Below are 23,384 nucleotides of genomic sequence, written 5' to 3' on the forward strand. Positions count from 1 at the left end.
TTGAAGTCTGCGCTCATCGTCAAAAAGTGTCCACTATCACGGAATTAGATGCGAGAAAGCCTCTTGCTGTCCTTGCGATAGCAGGTTTCGCTCTCTATTATCCGCGCGCGCTCGATGGGTCCAGTACGGATTTTGTCGAGCATGATACATCCCTGGAGCAAGGCTCCGTACACCGATTAAGCAAGGACGGCGTGAAACGATGCTGGATGCACTCAGAGGAGCTGCCGGAACATGGGTAGCAAAACTGTTTATTGGCCTCTTGATCATGAGTTTCGCCGTCTGGGGCGTTGCTGACTTTACCGGCGGTGTTGACCTTAATGCCGTGGCGAAAGTCGGAAAAACCAATGTCAGCGGGCTGCAGCTTCAACGCGCCACGGCCAATCGGGTGACACTGGATCAGCTCATTCTTCAGGCTGCGATGAATGATCGTGCCAAGTCCTACAATCTTGGTATTTCCGAAGAAGCGCTGACAAAGGCAATTGCCGAAGATCCTATCTTCCAGGCCGGGACGGGTCGTTTCAGCCGTTTCGCCTTCCAGAACATTCTGAGTCGTCTGGGCTACACGGAAGATGACTACATCGAAGAGCGCAAGATCGACGAGCTGCGTGTACAGCTGATCGGCGCTCTCACTGGCGGGTTCCAGATTCCCGACACGGCTCTTGAAGCTTATGGGCGTTATCAGAATCAGGAGCGCACCATCCGTGCTCTTGTTATCGACAGGAATCAGGTTGAGGCGCCTGCAGACCCGGATCAGACAGCTCTTGAAAGTTTCTACGAAGACCGCAAGAGCTCTTTCAGAGCACCGGAATATCGGTCTTTTTCCTATATCAAGCTGGAGCCGGAAGATATCGCCAAACCGGGCGATGTAACCGATGTGGAAGTTGAAGACTCCTATAAAGCTGACCTCGCGCGCTATGAAACAGCAGAACAGCGCCGCGTTCAGCAGGTTCTCTTCCCAAGCGAAGATGAAGCCAAAGCTTTCAAAACCAAACTTGATGGCGGCATGAGCTTCGAGGATGCCCTGAAGGAACGCAACCTGACCCCGGAAGGCGTGGACCTTGGCCTGCTGACACGCCAGCAGTTCACCGACGCCGGTGTTGCCGACGCGGCATTCAGCCTGACGGAAGGAACCGTCAGTGATGTGCTGGCCGGAACATTCGGCTCAATCGTCATCCGCCTTGCGGAAGTCAAGCCAGCTGCTGTCCAGCCCTTGAGCGAAGTTGAAGGTGAGATTCGCGCATCCATCGCAGCACAGAAGGCCGAGAATGAAATTCTCGATCTTCATGACGCCATTGAAGATGAGCGCGCCGGTGGTTCTAACCTTGAACAGGTGGCAGAGAAACTCGGCATGCCGATTGAGATTGTCACCGATGCGGATGCCAGCGGCGCTCTTGAAGCTGGCGGTCAGCTTGAAGGCCTGACATTGCAGAACGAAGCTCTGCGGGCCGTGTTCGGTGCCGATGCCGGTGAAGAAATCAATGCCCTTGATGTTTCCGGTCGTGGCTTCGTCTGGGTCGAGACCACATCTGTAAAAGCAGCACGGGACAGAACACTGGACGAAGTTCGCGATCAGGCCATCGCCGCCTGGAAAGAAGCCGAGACAGCAAAAGCCGTTGAAGCCTTCGGTCAGGAGCTCGCCGGTCTTATCAAATCCGGAGATGGCACCATGGATCTTCTGGCTGCCTCTCTGGGATTGAGTGTGGTGGATACAGGAGCCATCAAGCGGACGGACCAGAGCGCCCTTCCCCCAAGTGTCGCCACAGCAGCCTTTGACAAGCCACAGGGCACCATTGACGTTCTGCCGGGCAGCAATGCCACCGATCGGATTGTCTACCATGTGACAGAGGTCAAGGATCCGGCCTTCTTCAAGGAAGCAGCAGAGAACCAGCCCATTGCCAATGGTGTTGCCAATGAAGTGCAGAACGAACTGATCAGTCAGTATGTTTTCAAACTTCAGAGCGAGCTTGGCGTTACCATCAATCAGCGCGCCGTGAATGCCATCATGCAGACCGGTCAGCAGCAGCACTATTGATATTGTGAGGCTTCATGCTGATTGAACCATCCTGTGAGGCGTTCGAAGCGCCCTATTCATCTGGCACGCCGCAAGTGGTGTGGACCCGCCTGATCGCGGATCTGGAAACCCCTGTATCAGCCATGATGAAGATTGCCGCCGACCAGCCCAATGCCATTCTGCTTGAATCGGTGGAAGGCGGAGCTGTTCGTGGCCGTTACTCCCTGATCGGTCTTGATCCGGATATCATGTTCCGGTGCAATGGTGCCGAAGCGGAAATCAATACAGATATCGCCCAGGGCTCAACCGAGTTTACTCCGTGCGAAAAGCCTTCACTTGAGGCTCTCCGGGATCTGATCGACGCGTCCCGGATTGATATCCCGGAAGGCCTGCCCCCCATGTCCGCCGGCATCTTTGGCTATCTGGGCTATGACATGGTGCGACAGGTCGAGGAACTGCCGGATACCAGCGTCGACGTGCTTGAGGTCCCCGATACCATTCTGGTCCGACCGCAGCTTGTTGTAATCTTTGATGCGGTCAAGGATGAAATGGTTCTGGTGACACCGGTGAGACCAAAGGCCGGGCAAACCGCAAAGGCAGCCTATAATGCCGCCGTCAACCGGTTGACGGACGCTATTGACCGTATTGAAGAACCGGCACCGCGCCAGACAGTTGACGTTCCTGAGCATCTGGAACTTCAGCAGACATCCAACACGACACCCGAACGCTATCGGGAGATGGTGGAAGCAGCGAAAGACTACATCACAGCTGGCGATATTTTCCAGGTGGTGCTTTCACAAAGGTTCCAGACCCCTTTCCCGCTCCCAGCCTTCTCGCTGTATCGGGCCTTGAGACGGACCAACCCGGCACCGTTTCTTTATTTCCTGAATTTCGAAGGCTTCTCTATTGTTGGCTCCAGTCCGGAAATCCTGGTGCGCGCCCGCGACGGGGAAATTACGGTCAGACCCATTGCCGGAACACGCCCGCGCGGCGCAACCGCCGTGGAAGACAAGGCCTATGCAGACGACCTGCTGGCCGACCCGAAAGAATGCGCCGAACACCTGATGCTGCTTGATCTGGGACGCAATGATGTGGGTCGCATCGCAAAGATCGGCTCGGTCAAGGTCACGGATAAGTTCTTCCTCGAATATTATAGCCAGGTCATGCACATCGTCTCCAACGTGGTTGGCGAACTGGCCGATGATCATGATGCTCTGGATGCACTGGCTGCAGGCTTTCCCGCAGGCACGGTCTCCGGTGCGCCCAAAGTGCGCGCCATGGAAATTATCGATGAGCTGGAGCATGACAAGCGTGGCCCCTATGCCGGATGTGTCGGCTATTTCTCCGCTGACGGGAACATGGACACCTGCATTGTCCTGCGCACAGCCGTCGTAAAAGACGGTGTCATGCACGTTCAGGCGGGTGCCGGGATCGTTGCGGATTCCGTGCCGGAAAACGAACAGCAGGAATGCATCAACAAGGCCAAGGCCCTGTTCAGAGCCGCCGATGAAGCCCTGCGCGTTGCCCAGTCCGGGAGGCGAGCTCAATGATCCTGATGATCGATAATTATGACAGCTTCACCTATAATCTCGTCCATTATCTGGGTGAACTGGGTGCCGAGCTGTCGGTGGTTCGCAATGACAAGATTTCTGTCGACGACATCCGTGCGCTTGACCCGGATGCCATCGTCATTTCCCCAGGCCCCTGCACACCCAATGAAGCAGGTATCTGCCTTGATCTGATTGAAGCCTTCGCAACAGAGATTCCCATTTTCGGAGTTTGCCTGGGTTTCCAGTCTATCGGTCAGGCCTTTGGCGGCAAGGTCATCCGCGCACCTTATCTGATGCATGGCAAGCTGAGCCCGATGCATCACGGCAACAGAGGGGTCTTCAGAGACCTGCCGGACCCGATAACAGCGACCCGCTATCATTCGCTGATTGTCGAGCGTGAGAGCCTGCCGGACTGCCTTGAGATCACGGCAGAGACCGAAGACGGCATCATTATGGGCTTCCATCACAAGAGCCTGCCGATCCACGGGGTCCAGTTCCATCCGGAGAGCATAGCGTCCGAGGGGGGCTATGACATCCTGAAGCATTTTCTGGCCATTGCCGAAGACTGGAATACAGAAACCGGACGTCGAACCAAGAGTGACGGCTGAGGGGGAGTGAATAGATGACCGATCTGAAACCACTTCTGGCACAGGCTGCGGACGGCAAAGCCCTGTCCCGGCAGGATGCGGAAGCCGCCTTCAACATCATCATGTCCGGCGGTGCGACTCCGGCGCAGATCGGCGGTTTCCTGATGGCACTCCGGGTGCGTGGCGAAACGGTTGACGAGATTGCCGGTGCCGTTGCCACCATGCGGTCAAAGATGCTGCGGGTAAACGCGCCGGATGGGGCCATCGATATTGTCGGTACCGGTGGAGATGCCTCGGGCACCTACAATATCTCAACCACATCGGCTTTCGTTGTCGCCGGTGCAGGCGTGCCTGTGGCCAAGCATGGCAACCGCGCTCTGTCTTCCAAATCCGGCACGGCTGACGCTCTGATGGCGCTGGGTGTAAACCTTGATCTGGAACCTGAGCAGATTACCCGCTGTATCGAAACAGCCGGTGTCGGCTTCATGTTTGCTCCCAATCACCATGCGGCAATGAAGCATGTGGGTCCGGCCCGTGTGGAACTCGGAACACGCACAATCTTCAATCTGCTGGGTCCGCTCTCAAACCCTGCAGGCGTCAAGCATTATGCCATTGGCGTCTTTGCAGCCCATTGGGTTGAACCAATCGCTCATGCTTTGCGGGACCTTGGTGCGGAAAGTGCCTGGATCGTCCATGGCGACAGCGGTCTTGACGAACTGTCAATCACTGGCCCCAATCTCGTTGCCGAGCTGAAGAATGGTGAGATCAACACTTTCGAGATCGCACCGGAAGATGTCGGGCTCACAAGACGCGACCTTGAAGAAATCAAGGGTGGCGACGCGGAAGAAAATGCAACAGCACTCAAGGCGGTGCTGGATGGCGATCTCTGCGCTTACCGCGATACTGTGTTGATGAATGCCGGGTCAGCTCTTGTGGTCACCGGCAAGGCGAAAACCCTGACGGAAGGCGTCGAAATGGCTGCCCGGTCCATCGATAGCGGCAAGGCTCGCAAAGCCCTGGATCTGCTGGTTGAGACCTCAAACGGATCGTAAGTATGGATATCCTCAAGAAAATCGAACTCTACAAGCGCGAGGAAATCGCCGCTGCAAAGAGCACAACAAGCCTCGATGATCTCAAGGCCCGCATCCAGGATGTCTCAGTACCACGCGGGTTCGCCCAGGCACTGACGACCAAAATTGATGCCGGTCACTTTGCCCTCATCGCAGAGATCAAGAAAGCCAGCCCGTCAAAAGGCCTGATCCGCCCGGATGACTTTAACCCGCCTGAACTGGCGAAAGCCTATGAACGCGGTGGCGCAGCCTGTCTCTCTGTCCTGACTGACACACCGTCTTTTCAGGGGCATCCCGACTATCTGGTCGCGGCACGTGAGGCAACGGCCCTGCCCGCTCTGCGCAAAGATTTTCTCTATGATTCCTATCAGGTTTATGAAGCACGCGCCTGGGGCGCAGACTGTATCCTGATCATCATGGCTTCGGTGACAGACGACGAAGCCCGGATGCTTGAAGAAACCGCTGGTATGCTTGGCATGGATGTTCTGGTCGAAGTTCATGACAGGGAAGAGCTGGACCGGGCACTGACACTGCAGTCAGCATTGCTGGGCATCAACAATCGCAATCTCAAGACATTCGAGACCAGCCTTGAAACAAGCGAAATTCTGGCTCCGCGTGTCCCTGCGTCAAAGACCCTCGTTGGCGAGAGCGGTATTTTCAGTCATGACGATCTGACAAGGCTCAGCCAGTCCGGCATCAACACCTTCCTCGTGGGCGAGAGCCTGATGAGGCAGGCTGATGTGGAACAGGCAACACGAGACCTGTTGACCAAGGCATAACACACGATCAGGAGATCCTCATGGCAACCGGCGACCGCCTTACCCATCTGGACGAAACAGGCTCCGCCAACATGGTGGACGTATCCTCCAAGGATGTCACGACAAGAACAGCGATTGCCGGTGGCTCGGTGCAGATGGCCCGTGAAACGCTGGACATGATCATCTCCGGCAATGCCAAAAAGGGCGATGTGATCGGCACTGCCAGACTGGCTGGCATTATGGCTGCCAAGAAGACGCATGATCTAATCCCGCTGTGCCATCCCCTCGCGCTCAGCAAAGTGGCTGTCGATATCGAAGTTGACGAGGAGCTCCCCGGGCTGCAGGTGCGTGCCCTGGCCAAGCTTGCCGGACAGACCGGCGTCGAAATGGAAGCCCTGACAGCCGTTTCCGTAACCTGTCTTACTATTTACGACATGGCAAAAGCGGTTGACCGCAGCATGACCATTTCCGGTGTCCGCCTGCTCGAAAAGACAGGTGGTCAGTCCGGCAGCTACATCGCCGAATAGCAAACCGGGAGTGATATCATGGCTCTGATGCCGGTCGCAGAAGCGCTGGATCGCCTATTGGCGAATGTAAGGCGAAAAGACGCTGAACACCTGCCGTTGCACAACGCCTATCGCCGTGTTCTTGCATCAGATCTCAAAGCCAGAAGAACCCAGCCCCCCTTTGCGGCATCTGCCATGGACGGCTTCGCAGTCCGGTCTGAGGATATGATTGAAGCGCCCTCTGAACTGACCATTATCGGAGAAGCCCCGGCTGGCCATGGTTTTGACGGAACGGTTGGCGTCGGAGAAGCCGTTCGCATCTTTACAGGGGCACCGCTGCCGAATGGCGCGGACAGTGTCCTCATTCAGGAAAACGCCGATTACGCCAAAGGCCGCCAAACCCTAAAGGCTCTTGAACCAGTCAAGCCAGGCCAGCATGTGCGTCCGGCCGGGCTGGATTTCACTGAAGGCCAGACCCTGCTGGCTGAAAGCTGCGTGATTGGTCCTGGTGAACTGGCTTTGGCAGCATCCATGGACTACGCGCAGATACCGGTGGTGCGGAAACCTCTGGTCGCCGTTCTGGCTACGGGCGATGAACTCGTCGCCCCGGGCACCCCGAGGCGAGATGACCAGATTGTTGCCTCCAATTCCTTTGGTGTTGCGGCTCTTGTCCGTGACAATGGTGGAGATGTTCTCGACCTCGGAATTGCCGCTGATACCGTTGAAGCCATCGGCTCGGCCATCAAACAGGCTCTTGAAGCAGGGGCTGATCTGATTGTCACACTCGGAGGAGCCTCTGTCGGCGATCACGATCTGGTCCAGACTGTCCTGAAAGATCACGGCATGTCTCTGGATTTCTGGCGCATTGCCATGCGTCCGGGCAAGCCGCTGATGGCCGGCTCCATCGACAGCACGCATATTCTCGGCCTGCCGGGCAACCCTGTATCCAGCATGGTCTGCGGCCTGCTGTTCATGCGGCCATTGATCCGCACACTTGCAGGCCTGTCTCTGGATGATATCAGTGATGTAGATGCTGTTCTTGGGGCGGATCTGCCCGAGAACGATCAGAGGCAGGATTATATCCGCGCCACCCTGTCACAGGGCCCTGACGGACACCTGACGGCCACACCATTTGCAAAGCAGGACAGCTCCATGCTGGCGCGGCTTGTTCAATCAGATTGCCTGATTATCCGCCCACCATTTGCCGAGGCCGTCAAGACCGGGGATGTCTGCAAGATCCTGAAACTATAGGTCGTCAAAGCTGGTCAAGTGAACCAACAGAATAGACGCGCTCTAATCCTGAAGATCCTTGAACATTGCAATCAGGCCAGCCGTTGATGAATCAAGGTCGTCAACCTGCTCGCCGTCTCTGATCACAGGCAGGAGTTCCCCGGCAAGGATCTTGCCAAGTTCGACCCCCCATTGGTCAAACGAGTTGATCCCCCAGATCACTCCCTGGACGAACACCTTGTGTTCATAGAGTGCAATCAGGCTGCCAAGCACTCTCGGGCTCAGTCGCTCATACAGAATGGTGTTGGAAGGTCTATTTCCCGGACAGACCTTGTGTGGCAACAGTTCGGCTATTTCCGCCTTATTCAACCCTCTGCCTTCAAGATCCGTCTGGACTTCATCAGCCGTCTTGCCACGCATCAGAGCTTCAGACTGAGCAAAACAGTTGGCCACCAGAACCGCATGGTGCTCACCCTTTTTCTCCTGCGGATTTGCCGCCAGCAGGAAGTCGCACGGGATCACATCAGTGCCCTGATGAATAAGCTGGTAGAATGCATGCTGTCCGTTGGTCCCGGGCTCTCCCCAGACGATGGGACCGGTTTTGCACCCTGTGCCCTGGCCGTCCATATCAACCGACTTGCCATTGCTCTCCATATCAAGCTGCTGGAGATAGGCTGGAAACCGCAAAAGGCGCTGATCATAGGGCAGAACAGCCAGAGACGGATACCCGAGACAATTCCTGTTCCAGATCCCAATAAGGGCCAGAAGAACCGGCATATTCGCATCCAGCGGTGCATCCCTGAAATGGCAATCCATATCATGGGCACCGGCAAGGAACTCGCGGAATCTCGCGGGACCAATAGCCAGCATCACAGAGAGGCCAACAGCGGACCAGACAGAGTAACGTCCACCGACCCAATCCCAGAAGCCGAAAACACGCTCAGACGGGATCCCAAACGAGGACACCGCCTCAAGATTGGTGGAGAGCGCAACAAAATGATGTGGAATTGCGCCCTCGCCTAGTGCGTCGACCAACCATTCACGAGCGCTGCCAGCATTCAGCATCGTCTCATGGGTGGTGAAGCTCTTTGAGACGACAAGAACAAGCGTCGTTTCAGGCGGCAGGCTTTTCAGCACATCATGAAGATGCGCCCCGTCTGCATTGGACACGAAATGGCATCTGGGACCATCGGCATAAGGAGCAAGCGCAGAGGTCACCATCGCCGGACCGAGATCAGAGCCGCCAATCCCGATATTCACCACATCTGTAAAGACCTGGCCACTGGAGCCAGAGATTTCTCCGTTACGGATGCTGTCTGCAAAGGCAGACAATTGCTCCAGAACCTCGTGGACATCGCCCATGACCGGTTCACCATCGACGCGCATATCCGCATCGACCGGAGCACGCAGAGCAACGTGAAACGCGGCACGGCGTTCTGTCCCGTTGATCAGTTCACCGGAAAACATGGCCGACCGGCGTTCAACAACACCGCGCTCCCGGGCCAGTTCCACAAGCGCCGCCCGAACAGTCTGGTCTATGAGATTCTTCGAGTAATCCAGAAGCAGGTCGGACGCAGACAGTGAAAACTGCTCGAACCGTGTCGCATCAGCTGAAAACATGTCGCGCATATGCATATGCGCCATCTGCTTTGCCAAAGCCCGCAAGCCGTTATTCATCTTACCCCGTCCGGTAGAGTAGAGCGTGCCGGACCTTTATCAGCATAAAGGCCCAGCCAATGACATTAGACCTCAGACCCTAATATTGTCCTACAGGATCGATTGACCGGTCTTTTCCCAGTCTGCCACAAACTGGGCCAGCCCCTTGTCCGTTAGCGGGTGTGCCACAAGCGCCTTGATCACATTTGGCGGGATCGTAGCCACATCGGCACCAGCCAGAGCTGAATCCGTTACATGATTGGCTGACCGGATAGAGGCAGCCAGAATCTTCGTCTCAAACGCATAATTATCATAGATGGCACGGATATCGCGGATAAGGTCCATTCCATCAAGATTGATGTCATCCAGACGGCCGATGAACGGAGAAATATAAGTGGCTCCTGCCTTGGCGGCCAGCAGCGCCTGATTAGCAGAGAAACACAGCGTTACATTGGTCTTGATGCCTTTACGGGAGAAATGCGCACAGGCCTTGATACCATCAAGGGTCAGAGGCAGCTTGATCACCACATTATCCGCGATCTTGGCCAGATGTTCACCCTCTGCGACCATGCCATCAAATTCTGTCGAAGCCACTTCAGCGGAAACAGGGCCATCGATCAGAGCACAGATCTCGGCAATGACTTCCTTGAAGTCACGGCCCGACTTGGCAATCAGACTCGGATTGGTGGTCACCCCATCAAGAAGTCCGGTTTCAGCCAGTTCCTTGATCGCAGCCACATCAGCCGTATCAACAAAGAATTCCATCAGTTCAGTCCCTCAATTGAGAACACCACCCCTTAACGGAAGCGGTCACATTTCATCATCTGACCAAGGCTCAGCGATACTGAAACCCGGCACAGAATTGCGTTCTCTTTTGCATCGCACACCAGAGCCTCACTCGCAATAGCCCAGAGCTTCACTCGCAATAGCAATGCCCATATCAAAGGCTGCGATGATCACTCCCGACACTGCGTGACAAGAACAGAACCAGCGAAGTGTTAGCGTGTTGTTGGGAGACTGTCAGCATGATAGTTTGTTGAAGATCAATAACTTGATTCGGCAAAGACTTTTGCTGATGTGGGCGGGCCAGTTTTCAATTTCCTCAAACAGCGAAGACTATCTTATTCGTGAAACACCAGGTCGATGCATTATTCAAAAACGGTTTGGCTGAGCAGTTTCCATCTCAGTTGAATATTGACGTGTCGGAATTCTGCAATCTTGCTTGCGTGCATTGCCCATACGAGATCGTAACCAAACTCAAGGGTGCACAGCGCAAGAATCTTGACCCGGACCTTCATACGAAGATCGTTTCAGAGATCGTCGAGGAAGGAATGCCCCATTGCCGGTTTGTACGTTACACCGGAGATGGAGAGCCAACGCTTCACCCCAAGCTACCGCAAATGATTGCTGACTTAAAAAATCGCACCGGCATTCAGACCAATCTGACCACAAACGGTCTCCTCATGACACAAGCCCGCGCGGAAGCCTATCTGGACGCAGGCGTTGATGTTTTCGACATCAGTATTGATGCCTTCAAGGAAGAAACCTATCGTCAGGTCAGAGTGAACGGTGAACTGGCCGACCTTCTGGTGGCCGTACGGCTCTTGCTGGCAGAGAACAAAAAGAGAGGAAAGCCTGCAAAGATTGTTGTGAGCTTTGTACACCAGCCTCTGAATGAGGGAGAAGCAGACGACTTCCGGGCTTTCTGGAACAATGAAGGTGTGGATTTCGTTGTTATCCGCGACAAGCATTCCTGCGCTGGAGAGATGAAAGAAACAGCTCAGGAAATGTGGTCAACTGCACCAACGCAACGCACTCCCTGTCGTTATCCCTGGGAGAGACTGGTCGTGAAGCCGGACGGAAAAGTCGTCTTCTGCCCGGCTGACTGGTACCACAAAGCCGAGATCGGGCACGTCAAAGACAATACAATCGGTGAGATATGGCGTGGTGAAAAGATGCAGGCTCTGCGGCAGGCTCACGTCACGAACCGGCTTGAGAACCATTCATTTTGTCGTCAATGCCCCGACTGGCAGGTCATTCCCTGGCCAGGCCAGAACAAGGACTATGCGTCAATGATGAAACTGTTTCAAAATCGCGATGTCAAAGCCTCTTAGGGCGGGGATTTTCAGCATAGATCTCTCGCCTCACTGTATATCCGACCGGTTTTGGTTCCACCTCAGTCAACTGTCTGTTGTCCTGAGCAAGGCGAAGAAGTCGAAACAGGAACCAGACAACCCAACTCATATCAATGGAGGGAACGAATGGAACCGATCCCCCTGACAAAAGCCCCGCTGGATACAACAGACAAAGACGCTGTTCTGGCTGCATTGGACAACCCTCGTATGGAGGGTGGAGGCACCTATTCAATCGAAGCTGAAAAGCTTCTTGAAAAGCTGATCGGCTCACCATGTGCGATGCTGACAAATTCAGGCACTGCGGCGCTTGATATGGCCATGATCCTCGCGAATGTGACAAGCGGGGATGAGGTTATCCTGCCATCCTATACGTTTTCATCAACGGCCACTTCTGTTGTCTTGAGAGGTGCCACTCCGGTTTTTGTCGATATCGATCAGCATACGTACAATATTTGCCCGGATGCTGCTGAGGCAGCCATTACCGACAAAACCAAGGCAATCATTGTGGTCCACTATGCCGGCGTTGCTTGTGACATGGAGCGCTTTCTGGATCTGGGACGTCGTTTCAATCTCATGATAGTTGAAGATGCTGCGCATGCGATCGGCGCCAGCTGGCATAATCACAAATTGGGAAGCCTGGGTACCCTCGCTGCCTTCAGTTTTCACGCGACCAAAAACATTTCCGCAGGCGAAGCAGGCGCTTTGATGGTCAATGATGAAAGACTGATCGAGCGGGCGGAGGTCATTCTCGAAAAAGGAACCTCCAGGCGGCAGCTTATCAGAGGCAAGATCAGCAAATACAGATGGGTTGATATGGGCTCATCCTTCCTTCCAAGTGAGCTGACAGCAGCCCTCTTGCTCAGTCGCCTTAATCGACTGGATGAGATCAACCAGAGCAGGCTTGCGGTCTGGAACTATTATGCTGGCCATCCAAAGATACAGTCTCTCTTGAAATCCGGCCTTATAGAGATGCAGACCCATTCGCCGGAGAGCAGCCACAACGCCCATCTGTTTTGCCTGCTTCTGCCAACCGCTGATATCCGTGACAGGCTGACTCAAAAGCTCAAGAGCATGAATATCTCTGCCTATCATCACTATCTGCCGCTGCACGACTCGCCAGCAGGACAGAAATTCGGCCGCGCCTCAGGGAGCCTGAGGAACACTCAAAACATCTCAGATCGCCTGATCCGCCTGCCGCTCTATAGTGAGCTTAGAAACGATCAGGTTGATTTCATTCTCGAGGCAGTCCACGATTTTCTCGTCGGAGAAGGAACTGGGGCATGAACCTGGCAGACGATGCCTTACAGGCCCAGCTTATCCAGCAAGCACAAATGCTTATCAAAATAGCCAGCCAGGCGATCAACCAGGGTTCCGCTGCCGAATGTCAGGCAGCTTTTACCCTTCTGGTTCCCAAGTTCGCTGATATTCTGAAAGATGCCAAAAGAGAACATACTGATATCCTGGTTGCCTGCTATGGAAATCTTTACTTTCTCGCGTGGCGTGGTTGCGATGAATTGACCAGCCTGACTTCTTTTTCTGATGCAGTTTCTAAACCGTTTGGTGCATTTATTCGAGAAACCTGGGAAAGCAAGACATCACGGGAGCTTTTGGCGGGGAAAGACGCAACCGCGCCCATGAAGCTGGCTTATATTTGCAGCGCCGCACAACTAAAGTCAGCCAACGCGATTCCCAAGGTTATTTTTGCATTTCTGGCGGGCCATGCCACATCTTCGGCTCTGCCGCTTGAGCTGACGGTTTATCTGCTGTCGAAGCCGGACAATATATTTCTTAATGCCATGTCGGCTTTCGGCGCCAACGTTGTTGATGTTTCAGATACAGGTTCGGCATCCGGTCGCGCAGATACCGTTGTAAATCATGCAAGATCCAACAGGATTGATGCTATCGTCTGCGATGAGCCAGGGGCAATCCAGTCCATTATCTATCAGAGACGAGCTGCACCGGTGCAGGCATTTGCCGAGATGGGATTTGCACCTTGGGGCATAGAAGGTCTCGATATCTGTTTCTCGGGTATCAGTCAGGATGAACAAAGCCTCAAAGCCTGCTGCAACAAAGTCGTTCCCACCAAACGCCCCGTCATCAAGGACAGCCTGATTACAGTCGCAGAGCCAGAACAGATTGACGCGTTGAGGGCGCAATTGCTCGAACTGCTGGACGAAGACGCTCGCACATCCGAGGACGCTCTGATCTATGGATTCTATGGCCGTATCGTAAAAATCTCAGAAGATTATCTCAATCGAGCAGAACAGATCCTGCAACACAATCAGAATGCGGTCTTGTTTATCGGTGGCACCGGCAACGGTAAACTGATCAACACATTCCTGAGCGGTAGCCCGGTCCGTTCGCGCATCCATTTTATAAATTCGTTTGTGCCTGGACAGGTCATTGCTCAGGCAATTGACGTCTTCCTGGACAGCGATCCCTTTCCTGGCGGCGTATCGTGTCTTGAGTGCCAGATTAGATCAGTTCCGGTTATCTGGCGTGCCGGTTTCGGAGATCAGACATTGGGCCTGCTGGCAGACATGCGGGATCCGTCTCTTTCTGCTGAAACAGACGAGGAATATGTTTCAAAAGCCGTCGAGCTGGCCAATACCGAATTACTGGCCGAGGCTCGCATAAGAGCATTGTCCATTGCTGAGGAAACCTGCGATTATGTTGGGGCAGCCCGTCAGATTGAAACCGCCTTACGAGACGAGCTTGAGGCTCTGCGCAGTCATGCAGGTGAAACCTGACATCACACCCGATCAGTCACACGGCAACATATAGTCCAGCGCATCCGGTCCAGTATTAAAGAGCAGATCCAGTATCGTAACGGCATGATCGAATGGCTCGTGGCATTGCCTGTAGGGGCGATAAGATGAATAATCCATATATTCGAGCATGATACCGCAATCATCAAAGCTGTTTTCCTGCAGGTAATTTCGCCCGGCCGGACCGCTGAGATAACGGGTGGCTCCGGCTTTCGTGAGAAGTTCCAGCACGCGCGCTTCACCACGGTGAGACAGGTTATAGTTTTCAGACTGATCAAATGCGGTCTGCGCACCAAGAAACTCGGAAGCAATATGGCGGATCAGAAACTGGTTCAGCTCGGAAAGAAACTGCCATTTTCTTTTCAAATAGACCTCTTTGACAAAGTCAGAATAGACATCCCAGTAAGGTGCAGCTCGATAGTTCTCTTCCAACAGTCGATAGTGCTGGGCCTGCCAGTCCACCTGGTCTACCCTCACCTCATTAATCAGCCTGTTTTGATCCGTCCCGCAAGGAATCGTAACCCATCGACTACCTGTCTCTGTCTGAATGCGATTCCGGTTCCGCCAGTCATTTTTTGTGTAGCGTAGATCATCATGAAAAATGAACAGATCCACCTGTCGGATGATGTCAAAATACCCTTTCCAGGGAATATAATTGGACTGAAGGATCGCAACTTTTTTCATGACTGTCCGGTAAAAACTCAGGGTAGCTTACAAGTCGAGGGCGCGACTCTCTCCGCCAATATTATCGAAAATAGAGCAAACCATATCGAAAACCACACATCAAATTTGCCGTGACGTTAACCTCTCTTGAAGAACATAACCAGAATATGTATTCTATGTTCGCGTTTTGTACGCATTGATTCGATCAGAAATCGGTCCGGAGGGTGGTATGCTCACTCAGAAACAATATGAACTTTTGCTGTTCATTCATGAGCGTTTGAAAGAAACGGGCATTCCGCCATCCTTTGACGAGATGAAGGACGCGCTTGATCTCAGGTCCAAGTCAGGCATTCATCGCCTTATCACTGCGCTTGAGGAACGTGGCTTTCTGCGACGGCTTCCAAACCGGGCGCGAGCACTTGAGGTTATCAAGTTACCGGAATCCGTATCCCCCAGTCTGGCGTCACCACGGCAGAAGGGGTTCTCTCCGGCTGTTATTGAAGGCTCTCTTGGCAAGAAACCACCAGCCAAGCCAACCAACGATCAGTTCGATGATGCCGGGCAGTCCGTTTCAATCCCGGTGATGGGTCGTATCGCAGCGGGGACGCCAATCTCTGCCATTCAGAGCCATTCCCATACCATCGCAGTTCCTCCGGAGCTTCTGTCCTCGAAACCAGGCGATCACTACGCGCTTGAGGTCAAGGGCGACTCCATGATTGAGGCAGGCATTCTGGATGGCGACACAGTTCTGATTTTCAAGACAGAATCAGCGAATACCGGCGATATTGTCGTTGCTCTTGTGGACGATGAAGAAGCCACTCTGAAGCGCCTGCGCAAAAAAGGGGCTTCCATTGCACTTGAAGCAGCAAACCCGGCCTATGAGACGCGAATTTTCGGACCTGACCGTGTAAAGGTGCAAGGCCGTCTGGTCGGGCTCGTTCGCCAGTATTGAACCGAAAGCGTGATGCGCCAAAGTGGAAGCCGGTTTGGCGAAAAGACCGCTCCAGCAAAGGTGTTGAGCCTGTGGTCTGGATCCCATTCAGCGCAATTTGCTCTGACCCAATTGACTGGACGCAGCTTTCTGTCTGTTACGGGACCAGGGGCGGTTATGATTTGAGGCGGCAGGCACAACGTAAAAGTCGTTTCGTGAATTCCCCTGATTGATGTTGGCTGTCGGGTTCTCAATAACCTCGGAAAGATAGACAGCCAATGTACCCTGCTCTCTCAACCGTTGACCATCGATAGCCAAATCAGCCTTGCATGTCTCGGGCAAAGGAAAACGGCTGATGACGATATCAGCAGAATGACAATCCCAATGCGCTGCCTCAGGGCTCTTGGCGACTGAGAGCACATGCGCTGCGCGAAGAACGCAACCCTGATCATCACAGCTTAAGGCATCAGAATCGTTTTTGGTTGATGACAACAGATCCGGGTCCGCAAGAGCCTGAGCCCAAAGTTCTGCTGTGAATGTGTTGCGCCGGGTTTGAACGAGTTGGTATTGACCCGATGACAAACGGTAAACCACCTGCGCCCCGCTTTCAGCAACCAGGATGTCGGGCTGTCTGTGCAGTGGCTTGATAGAAACCGCTATCAACAGAACGGCAAAACCGAGCCATCGCCAGCGGTTTGACCAGATGCACAACCAGCCAAGCCCCAATCCAGCCAGAACAGGCGTTGCTGCAGGAAACTGACCAATCCCGCCGAAATCGCTGAGTTGATCAACCCAATTCGCAATCCCGACCACAGCATCAAGCGACCATCCGACCACAGAAAACGCGAGACTGTCATACCCAAACGGGATCAGCAGAACACCCAGCAGAAGAACCGGCATCAAGATGAAGGTGACAACAGGCATCGCCAGGCTGTTGGCAATCAGACCAAACTCCGCCACGCGGTTGAAATGATAGGCTGCAAAGATACCCGTTGCCAGGCCGGCAACAAGGGAAGACAGGATCAGAGCACCGAACCAGCGGATAAGGGTCCTCAAGGCAGCTGCAAATCGTCCGGGCTGCTCCATCACCAGGCTTGCGTGTCCGTTACTATCTCTTGACCAGGTCAATCGCTCAAACACTGCAATCAGACTGGCCGCAGCGGCGAAAGACATCTGAAATCCTGGGGACAGAAGGCTCTCCGGCGCGATCAGAAGCACACATAGCGCTGCCAAAGCGAGGTTTCTGAGCGTCAGGGCGCTTCGATCAAACAAGACGGCTGTCAGAAATATAGCTGTCATGATAAAGGCCCGCTGTGTCGCCACACCGGCCCCGGACAAGGCAAGATAAATCACGGCAGACAGAAGAGCTCCCGTAGCCGCCCACTTCCTGATCGGATGATGGAGAGCGAGATATGGAAACGCCGCGAATATGGCACGCAAGAGCCAGTAGACAGCTCCAGCAACAATCGCCATATGCATTCCGGAAATAGCCAGGACATGCGCAAGGCCAGAGGCACGCAGGGCTTCTACAGTGTCGTTGGGTATCAGCCCTCTATCCCCTGTAACCAGCGCTACAGCAAGCGCGCCGTTCCTGCCCGGCAGGCTCTCCATAATACGCAGAGCCAGACTTTGCCTTATATCTGAAAGGGTCGCCCGCACATGACTGGCGAGCGGCCAGGACATGTCACTTTCACCGAAATCAGGTTTGCCGTAGAAATAGCCGATAGCCCCTTTGCCATCGAAAAACGCAGCGCGTCTGAAATCATAGCCACCGGGAATAGCCGGACCGGATGGCGGCAACAGGCGCGCCCGACCTGTGATCACGGTTCCTGACATCAGCATCCCCTGATCAACGGATCGGGCTGAAACCTGAACGCGCGCGGGAAGCCCTGGAGATGACTGTGATGGATCAACACGCAGCAGGAACCGCTGCCCGACAGGCCGGAACTCAGCCCATTCAACAAACCCTGTCACGGTGACAGAGCGTTCCCTGTCTATGAACTCTGTTCCAATACGGGCAGTCTGCAATGTGGCTATGGCAAAGCCAACAAAAACCAGACCTGAGAGAGGGAGAAAACGCCCCAGACCCGTTCGGTTGATTCCCCCGATTAAAGCACAGACAGCCAGAACCAGGAGGCATCCGATAACAATCGCATTGGGTTCATGCGGGGCAGAGAAGTACAGCAGAATACCGGTACCAATAAGAAACGGCGTCCACAGAAACAGGCGCCCCCGTTCAAGGTCTCCACGAAACTCGTCAGCAAGCCGGGTGGAAAAATACCGCAGAGTTTCGCCAAAGGTCGTTCGGACATCCGGGGTTTCAAACAGATAGGATCGGTCAGTGGCGTGATGATCAGACCGCGCCTCTTCCTCATCTTTCCCTGTCTTGTTCTCCCTGATTTCGGCCAAGAACCACCCTCTTTTTGCGGCGCAACACTTGCCTGAAACGTGTTCTGTGTTACACCTCTCAGCAAACATCAATCAGGCTGTCTTCGCAACAAGGACGTGTGAAGACCCCGCCTTCCCAGTCTGGTAGAAACTATGTCAAAGACCGTTGTCACACGCTTTGCTCCATCACCAACCGGCTTCCTCCACATCGGTGGTGCCCGGACGGCCCTGTTCAACTGGCTCTACGCCAAAAGCCAGGGCGGCAAGATGCTGCTGCGCATCGAGGATACGGATCGCGAGCGGTCAACAGACGCCGCTATTGATGCCATCAAGGAAGGGCTTGTCTGGTTGGGCCTCGATTGGGATGGCGATGCAGTCTCTCAGTTTGCCGGTGTTGAACGCCACCAGGAAGTTGCCCGGCAACTGGTTGAAGCAGGCAAGGCCTATTACTGCTATTGCACACAGGAAGAGCTGACCGAAATGCGTGAGACCGCACGCGCTGAAGGTCGCCCGCCCCGTTATGACGGACGCTGGCGGAACCGGTCTCAGGACGAAGCACCGGCTGGTGTCGATCCGGTGGTCCGGATCAAGGTTCCTGAAGAGGGTGAAACTGTTGTGGACGATCAGGTTCAGGGACGCATTGCCTTCCCGAACAAGGATCTGGATGATTTTATCATTCTCCGCTCAGACGGAACGCCAACCTATATGCATGCCGTTGTGGTCGATGATCACGACATGGGCGTTACCCACATCATCCGTGGCGATGACCACCTGACCAATGCGGCCCGCCAGACTGTCATCTATCAGGCCATGGGCTGGGACGTGCCTGTTATGTCACATATTCCACTTATCCATGGCCCGGATGGTGCCAAGCTCTCCAAGCGTCACGGAGCCCTGGGTGTAGAAGCCTATCGCGACATGGGCTATCTCCCGGAAGCGCTCAGAAACTATCTGGCGCGCCTCGGCTGGAGCCATGGCGATGATGAGATTTTCTCCACCGAACAGGCCATTGAATGGTTCGACCTTGATGGTATTGGCAAATCAGCAGCCCGTTTTGATTTTGCCAAACTCGAGAATCTCAATGGTCATTACATGCGGACCACGGATGACCAGACACTTCTCGATGCAATGAAAGCGCTGCTGCCACATCTCGAATCCGGTTCTGAAATATTGTCAAAGCTGAATGACACGCGCAGTCAGCAGGTCTTGCTGGCTATGCCTGGCCTGAAAGAACGCGCCAAGACCCTGCCCGACCTGGTCGACGGTTGCGGGTTCATCCTGTCGGAGAGGCCGCTCGCGCTGGATGAAAAAGCAGCCAAGATTCTGACGGACGAAGCAAGAGACGTATTGTCCCGCCTTCTGCCAGGCCTGAAATCTGTCGGAAATTGGACAGTGGAAGAAACCGAAACAGCAGTCAAAGCCTTTGCGGAAGATGCTGAACTGAAGCTCGGCAAGGTTGCTCAGCCACTGCGTGCGGCCCTGACCGGCCGTGGCACCTCACCAGGTATTTTTGATGTTCTGGTTACCCTGGGACGTGAAGAAAGCCTTGCACGCATTAAAGATCAATCAACGGAAACAGAAAGCTAACCATAGGGCATCTATACCAAAGTCATATCGGGAAACTGCGGGGCAAACTTGCAGGTTTCCGGCAAATCAGATAGGCAGTCTACGGACTTCCTCCAACTCAAAGCGTGCCTCGGGCAGCAGAATACCCTGCCAACCGAACCATGTACGTTTTGCCAGAAAGGGGCTTGTTGCATGACCAACACGACCGCAAAGTTTACGATCGGTGATAAATCCTGGGATTTTCCCGTTCGTGACGGTACCATTGGACCCAGCATTGTAGACATCACACCATTCTATCGTGATTCCGACCATTTTACTCTGGACCCGGGTTTCACATCTACGGCGTCCTGTGAATCAAAAATCACCTATATCGATGGCGACAAGGGCACCCTGCTCTATCGCGGCTACCCGATTGAACAGCTCGCTGACGGCGGTGATTTTCTGGAAACCTGTTATCTGCTTCTTTACGGAGAACTGCCGACAGCGGCGGAAAAGCAGGACTTCGATTCCCGTGTGACCTATCACACCATGATCCATGAACAGATGATGCGGTTTTTCACGGGCTTCCGCCGTGACGCGCATCCAATGGCAATCATGGTAGGTGTTGTCGGTGCCCTGTCTGCTTTCTATCATGACTCGACCGATATCTCAGACCCGCACCAGCGGATGATCGCGTCCCTGCGCATGATTGCCAAGATGCCGACGATTGCGGCCATGGCTTACAAATACTCGATTGGCCAGCCATTTGAGTACCCGCGCAATGATCTGGACTACTCATCCAACTTCCTGAAAATGTGCTTCGCGGTGCCATGTGAGGAATACAAGGCCAATCCTATCCTGGCTCGCGCCATGGACCGGATCTTCATTCTTCATGCTGATCACGAGCAGAATGCTTCCACCTCTACCGTACGGCTGGCCGGCTCTTCTGGTGCCAATCCGTTTGCCTGTATCGCAGCAGGTATCGCCTGTCTCTGGGGCCCTGCTCACGGTGGCGCAAATGAGGCCGCTCTCAACATGCTTGAGGAGATCGGTACCGTTGACCAGATTCCGGAATATGTCCGTCGTGCCAAAGACAAGGATGACCCGTTCCGCCTGATGGGCTTCGGCCACCGGGTTTACAAGAACTACGACCCACGCGCCAAAATCATGCAGAAAACCTGCCATGAGGTCCTGAATGAGCTCGGTCTTGGCAATGACCCGACCCTTCAGGTCGCCATGGAACTGGAGCGGATTGCGCTTGAAGACGAGTATTTCGTGGAGAAGAAGCTCTATCCGAATATCGACTTCTACTCAGGTATCACCCTGCGCGCCCTTGGTTTCCCGGCTTCCATGTTTACAGTCCTGTTCGCACTGGCACGGACCGTGGGCTGGATTGCCCAGTGGAAAGAAATGGTGGAAGATCCAAAGCAGAAAATCGGTCGTCCGCGCCAGCTCTATACAGGCGCGGAAGAGCGGAACTATGTTCCAATCAACGATCGCGGCTAAGGCCAGGAATCAGGATGTATAGTCAAAAGGGGCGTCTCAGACGCCCCTTTTTTGTTGAACAAGGTCCAGAACAATATCGGCAGGTTCAGCCTTTTTACCGCCGCCATCGGCCATAAGCCCGTGCAGTTCGGCGAATGAAGCCAGCTGAGCCCGTCTCTCCGGTGTGTCCGTCAGCAATGACGCTACCGCCCGTGCCAGCACATTGGCGCGAGCCATCTCATCCACATATTCCCGGATGGCCGGTCGCTGCAAAATGAAGTTCGGCAGAACAATCGTCCAGGTCCGAATGAATGGCCGAACCAGCCTCGCCAGCCAGTCGAGCTTATAGACGATCGTCATCGGAACCCGGGCCATGGCCAGCTCCAGCGCAACAGTACCGGAAACAGCAAGAGCCGCATGGGCATCACGAAAAGCCTGATCACGTCCGGCCTGCCCTGAAACCACCTCAGCCTGGAATGGCCATTCAGCCACCTTCTGCCTGATTTCACCTGCGAGATGATCAACCGCCGGAATAACAATCCTTGGCGTCAGACCAAGCGCCTGAAGCTCTTCAAGCGTGTGCCTGAACAGGTCAAGATGACGGGTTATCTCGCCACGGCGACTGCCCGGCAGAACCAGCAAATGCGGCCTATCAACCTTATCCAGCGCAGGACGCTCATCTTCATGGGGGGGATAAAGATGATGAAGGCGATTCATCACCGGATGGCCGACATAAGAGCAGGCAGGACCACCAAGCACACGATGCGTCTCGGGCTCAAACGGCAAGATGGCCAAAAGGTGATCAATATAGGAGCGCATCCTGGCGGCACGCGCCGGCCTCCAGGCCCAGACACTGGGAGAAACCCAGCCCACAATTGGCAGATCCGGCTGTGCCTGTCGCACACGTTTTGCAACGCGATGAGAAAAGTCCGGGCTGTCAATCACCACCAGAACATCAGGCCGAAAAGCCAGAACGGCAGAAACCGTCTGCTTCAGGCGCTTTAAAATAGTGGGCAGGCGTCCAATAACTGCAGACAATCCCATGACCGCGATATCAGAAACGGGAAAAACAGACTGGAAACCAAGGCGTCCCATGGCTTCACCACCAACACCAGCAAAGGTTACCTGTTCACCCAGCCGGTCTTGCAAATCCGCCACCAGACTTGCGCCGAGGCGGTCTCCGGATTCCTCTCCCGCAACAATGAACACACGAAGCGGCTCAGACATCGCCAGCCTCCGCTACCTCAAACCCGAAGAGAAACAAGCCCGCTTGATCCGCCAGCTGAAGCGTGCGCTCCCTCTCGGCTATCAGAACGCGACCAGCCTGAACGGCCAACCCGGCCAACCCGGCTTTCTCAGCCACAAGAACCGTATTCGGACCGATGGTTGGGAGGTCCACCCGAATATCCTGTCCAGGCTTTGACACCTTGACAAGAACACCATGGCCGTTCGGCCAGTTTATCCGACCGGATGTACGCAATGCACCGACGCGATCTATCATGGCGTCGGTCCCTTCAGCCCCCTCAACAGCCACAATACGTCCACGCACAGCAACAGCGGCCTGGCCGACATCAAAGTCACCAAGCACGCCCAGTGCTGCAGAAGCTCTCTCCACATCAAGCTGATTATCTGAGGACAGCCGCTGTCTGGTCATATGACCGCTCTGGGCGATAAGTTCAGGTGCGATGTCCGGGACAGAAACAATACGATGCCCACGGTCCTCAAAGATCCCCAGAACACCGCGCAGAACCTGATCATCCCCCCCCACCAGAATGCGTAGGATTCGGGGCAAGAGCCTGACAGCGCCAAAATCTAGCCGGATGGACTTGAAGTCAGGTCGTTTGGACACGGAACCAACAAAAACAACATCCTGGCACCGGTGCTGCTTCAAAAGCTCGAACAAGCGACCGACTTCCCCCCATTTCAATCGATAATGAACGGGCCAGGTTTCCAGCACGTCAGATGGCTCGTCAGCCAGGCCGATCATAATGACCTGGCGACCAACGGCCTCGACTGACCGGGCAATTTCAAACGGCAGAACGCCACCGCCCGCAACGACGGCTAATGGTGGCATATCTGACGCTTTGTCTTTTGTCACCGG

19 protein-coding genes are annotated in these 23,384 nt (G+C 54.5%); 13 read left to right on the plus strand and 6 right to left on the minus strand.

Annotated features, from left to right (window positions below; translation table 11 throughout):
- Positions 1–199: 199 nt before the first annotated feature.
- Genes RA157_RS15605 through RA157_RS15635 form a run of 7 tightly spaced genes read left to right on the plus strand, consistent with a single transcriptional unit; the run spans position 200 to position 7,733 of the window.
- Positions 200–2,032: a peptidyl-prolyl cis-trans isomerase gene (locus RA157_RS15605; RefSeq protein WP_350334046.1), complete on the plus strand. Its 1,833-nt coding sequence runs from the start codon at positions 200–202 to the stop codon at positions 2,030–2,032.
- 14 nt (positions 2,033–2,046) lie between these two features.
- Positions 2,047–3,561: an anthranilate synthase component I gene (gene trpE, locus RA157_RS15610; protein WP_350334047.1), complete on the plus strand. Its 1,515-nt coding sequence runs from the start codon at positions 2,047–2,049 to the stop codon at positions 3,559–3,561.
- Entirely contained in the window at positions 3,558–4,169 is a 612-nt protein-coding gene (locus RA157_RS15615; protein WP_350334048.1) for an anthranilate synthase component II, read from the plus strand. The genes trpE and RA157_RS15615 overlap by 4 nt, the downstream gene beginning before the upstream one ends.
- A gap of 14 nt (positions 4,170–4,183) precedes the next feature.
- On the plus strand, positions 4,184–5,200 hold the full coding sequence (gene trpD / locus RA157_RS15620) for an anthranilate phosphoribosyltransferase (protein WP_350334049.1): 1,017 nt from the start codon (positions 4,184–4,186) through the stop codon (positions 5,198–5,200).
- A gap of 2 nt (positions 5,201–5,202) precedes the next feature.
- Positions 5,203–5,997 (plus strand): indole-3-glycerol phosphate synthase TrpC, encoded by a 795-nt coding sequence (gene trpC, locus RA157_RS15625; RefSeq protein WP_350334050.1) that lies wholly within the window; start codon positions 5,203–5,205, stop codon positions 5,995–5,997.
- Positions 5,998–6,017: 20 nt separating this feature from the next.
- Entirely contained in the window at positions 6,018–6,503 is a 486-nt protein-coding gene (moaC, locus tag RA157_RS15630; protein ID WP_350334051.1) for a cyclic pyranopterin monophosphate synthase MoaC, read from the plus strand.
- A gap of 18 nt (positions 6,504–6,521) precedes the next feature.
- Positions 6,522–7,733 carry a molybdopterin molybdotransferase MoeA gene (locus RA157_RS15635; protein ID WP_350334052.1) on the plus strand — a complete coding sequence of 404 codons (1,212 nt, stop codon included), beginning with the start codon at positions 6,522–6,524 and terminating at the stop codon, positions 7,731–7,733.
- Between the two features lie 42 nt (positions 7,734–7,775).
- Here the strand turns inward: RA157_RS15635 and pgi are convergent, their stop codons facing one another.
- Together pgi and fsa are read right to left on the minus strand one after the other, a co-directional pair.
- Positions 7,776–9,389 carry a glucose-6-phosphate isomerase gene (gene pgi / locus RA157_RS15640; RefSeq protein ID WP_350334053.1) on the minus strand — a complete coding sequence of 538 codons (1,614 nt, stop codon included), beginning with the start codon at positions 9,387–9,389 and terminating at the stop codon, positions 7,776–7,778.
- Positions 9,390–9,479: 90 nt separating this feature from the next.
- Positions 9,480–10,133, minus strand: a complete 654-nt coding sequence (gene fsa, locus RA157_RS15645; RefSeq protein WP_350334054.1) for a fructose-6-phosphate aldolase — start codon at positions 10,131–10,133, stop codon at positions 9,480–9,482.
- 434 nt (positions 10,134–10,567) lie between these two features.
- Here fsa and RA157_RS15650 point away from each other — a divergent pair, with 434 nt between their 5' ends.
- The 3 genes from RA157_RS15650 to RA157_RS15660 all read left to right on the plus strand — a co-directional run bounded on the left by RA157_RS15650 (position 10,568) and on the right by RA157_RS15660 (position 14,253).
- Positions 10,568–11,482: a radical SAM/SPASM domain-containing protein gene (locus tag RA157_RS15650; RefSeq protein WP_350334055.1), complete on the plus strand. Its 915-nt coding sequence runs from the start codon at positions 10,568–10,570 to the stop codon at positions 11,480–11,482.
- A 147-nt stretch (positions 11,483–11,629) separates the two neighbouring features.
- Positions 11,630–12,787 carry a dTDP-4-amino-4,6-dideoxygalactose transaminase gene (rffA, locus tag RA157_RS15655; RefSeq protein WP_350334056.1) on the plus strand — a complete coding sequence of 386 codons (1,158 nt, stop codon included), beginning with the start codon at positions 11,630–11,632 and terminating at the stop codon, positions 12,785–12,787.
- Positions 12,784–14,253 (plus strand): tetratricopeptide repeat protein, encoded by a 1,470-nt coding sequence (locus RA157_RS15660; protein WP_350334057.1) that lies wholly within the window; start codon positions 12,784–12,786, stop codon positions 14,251–14,253. The genes rffA and RA157_RS15660 overlap by 4 nt, the downstream gene beginning before the upstream one ends.
- Before the next feature lie 12 nt (positions 14,254–14,265).
- Here RA157_RS15660 and RA157_RS15665 read toward each other — a convergent pair whose 3' ends face one another.
- A complete protein-coding gene (locus tag RA157_RS15665; RefSeq protein ID WP_350334058.1) occupies positions 14,266–14,955 on the minus strand; it encodes a WbqC family protein in 690 nt (229 codons plus the stop codon).
- A 208-nt stretch (positions 14,956–15,163) separates the two neighbouring features.
- Here RA157_RS15665 and lexA point away from each other — a divergent pair, with 208 nt between their 5' ends.
- On the plus strand, positions 15,164–15,886 hold the full coding sequence (gene lexA, locus RA157_RS15670; protein WP_350334059.1) for a transcriptional repressor LexA: 723 nt from the start codon (positions 15,164–15,166) through the stop codon (positions 15,884–15,886).
- Positions 15,887–15,973: 87 nt separating this feature from the next.
- On the opposite strand, the gene RA157_RS15675 is transcribed toward lexA, so the two are convergent.
- Positions 15,974–18,274, minus strand: coding sequence for a ComEC/Rec2 family competence protein (locus RA157_RS15675; RefSeq protein ID WP_350334060.1), 2,301 nt, complete (start codon positions 18,272–18,274; stop codon positions 15,974–15,976).
- A 132-nt stretch (positions 18,275–18,406) separates the two neighbouring features.
- Between RA157_RS15675 and gltX the strand changes: the two genes are divergently transcribed.
- Positions 18,407–19,840, plus strand: coding sequence for a glutamate--tRNA ligase (gene gltX, locus RA157_RS15680; RefSeq protein ID WP_350334061.1), 1,434 nt, complete (start codon positions 18,407–18,409; stop codon positions 19,838–19,840).
- Between the two features lie 171 nt (positions 19,841–20,011).
- Complete coding sequence (gene gltA, locus RA157_RS15685; protein ID WP_350334062.1) at positions 20,012–21,304, plus strand: citrate synthase; 1,293 nt, start codon at positions 20,012–20,014, stop codon at positions 21,302–21,304.
- A 36-nt stretch (positions 21,305–21,340) separates the two neighbouring features.
- Here gltA and lpxB read toward each other — a convergent pair whose 3' ends face one another.
- Complete coding sequence (lpxB, locus tag RA157_RS15690) at positions 21,341–22,510, minus strand: lipid-A-disaccharide synthase (protein WP_350334063.1); 1,170 nt, start codon at positions 22,508–22,510, stop codon at positions 21,341–21,343.
- Positions 22,503–23,381: an LpxI family protein gene (locus tag RA157_RS15695; RefSeq protein WP_350334064.1), complete on the minus strand. Its 879-nt coding sequence runs from the start codon at positions 23,379–23,381 to the stop codon at positions 22,503–22,505. Before RA157_RS15695 ends, lpxB begins: the two co-directional genes overlap by 8 nt.
- Positions 23,382–23,384: the final 3 nt, after the last annotated feature.

It is taken from the genome of Coralliovum pocilloporae (assembly GCF_030845175.1).
Taxonomy (GTDB): domain Bacteria; phylum Pseudomonadota; class Alphaproteobacteria; order Rhizobiales; family Cohaesibacteraceae; genus Coralliovum; species Coralliovum pocilloporae.

Coding starts and splice junctions, on each gene's coding strand:
- fsa (WP_350334054.1), bottom strand. CDS start 10,133: ATGGAATTCTTTGTTGATACGGCTGATGTGGCTGCGATCAAGGAACTG.
- RA157_RS15635 (WP_350334052.1), top strand. CDS start 6,522: ATGGCTCTGATGCCGGTCGCAGAAGCGCTGGATCGCCTATTGGCGAAT.
- RA157_RS15665 (WP_350334058.1), bottom strand. CDS start 14,955: ATGAAAAAAGTTGCGATCCTTCAGTCCAATTATATTCCCTGGAAAGGG.
- trpC (WP_350334050.1), top strand. CDS start 5,203: ATGGATATCCTCAAGAAAATCGAACTCTACAAGCGCGAGGAAATCGCC.
- RA157_RS15660 (WP_350334057.1), top strand. CDS start 12,784: ATGAACCTGGCAGACGATGCCTTACAGGCCCAGCTTATCCAGCAAGCA.
- gltX (WP_350334061.1), top strand. CDS start 18,407: ATGTCAAAGACCGTTGTCACACGCTTTGCTCCATCACCAACCGGCTTC.
- pgi (WP_350334053.1), bottom strand. CDS start 9,389: ATGAATAACGGCTTGCGGGCTTTGGCAAAGCAGATGGCGCATATGCAT.
- rffA (WP_350334056.1), top strand. CDS start 11,630: ATGGAACCGATCCCCCTGACAAAAGCCCCGCTGGATACAACAGACAAA.
- moaC (WP_350334051.1), top strand. CDS start 6,018: ATGGCAACCGGCGACCGCCTTACCCATCTGGACGAAACAGGCTCCGCC.
- RA157_RS15615 (WP_350334048.1), top strand. CDS start 3,558: ATGATCCTGATGATCGATAATTATGACAGCTTCACCTATAATCTCGTC.
- trpD (WP_350334049.1), top strand. CDS start 4,184: ATGACCGATCTGAAACCACTTCTGGCACAGGCTGCGGACGGCAAAGCC.
- lexA (WP_350334059.1), top strand. CDS start 15,164: ATGCTCACTCAGAAACAATATGAACTTTTGCTGTTCATTCATGAGCGT.
- gltA (WP_350334062.1), top strand. CDS start 20,012: ATGACCAACACGACCGCAAAGTTTACGATCGGTGATAAATCCTGGGAT.
- RA157_RS15605 (WP_350334046.1), top strand. CDS start 200: ATGCTGGATGCACTCAGAGGAGCTGCCGGAACATGGGTAGCAAAACTG.
- trpE (WP_350334047.1), top strand. CDS start 2,047: ATGCTGATTGAACCATCCTGTGAGGCGTTCGAAGCGCCCTATTCATCT.
- lpxB (WP_350334063.1), bottom strand. CDS start 22,510: ATGTCTGAGCCGCTTCGTGTGTTCATTGTTGCGGGAGAGGAATCCGGA.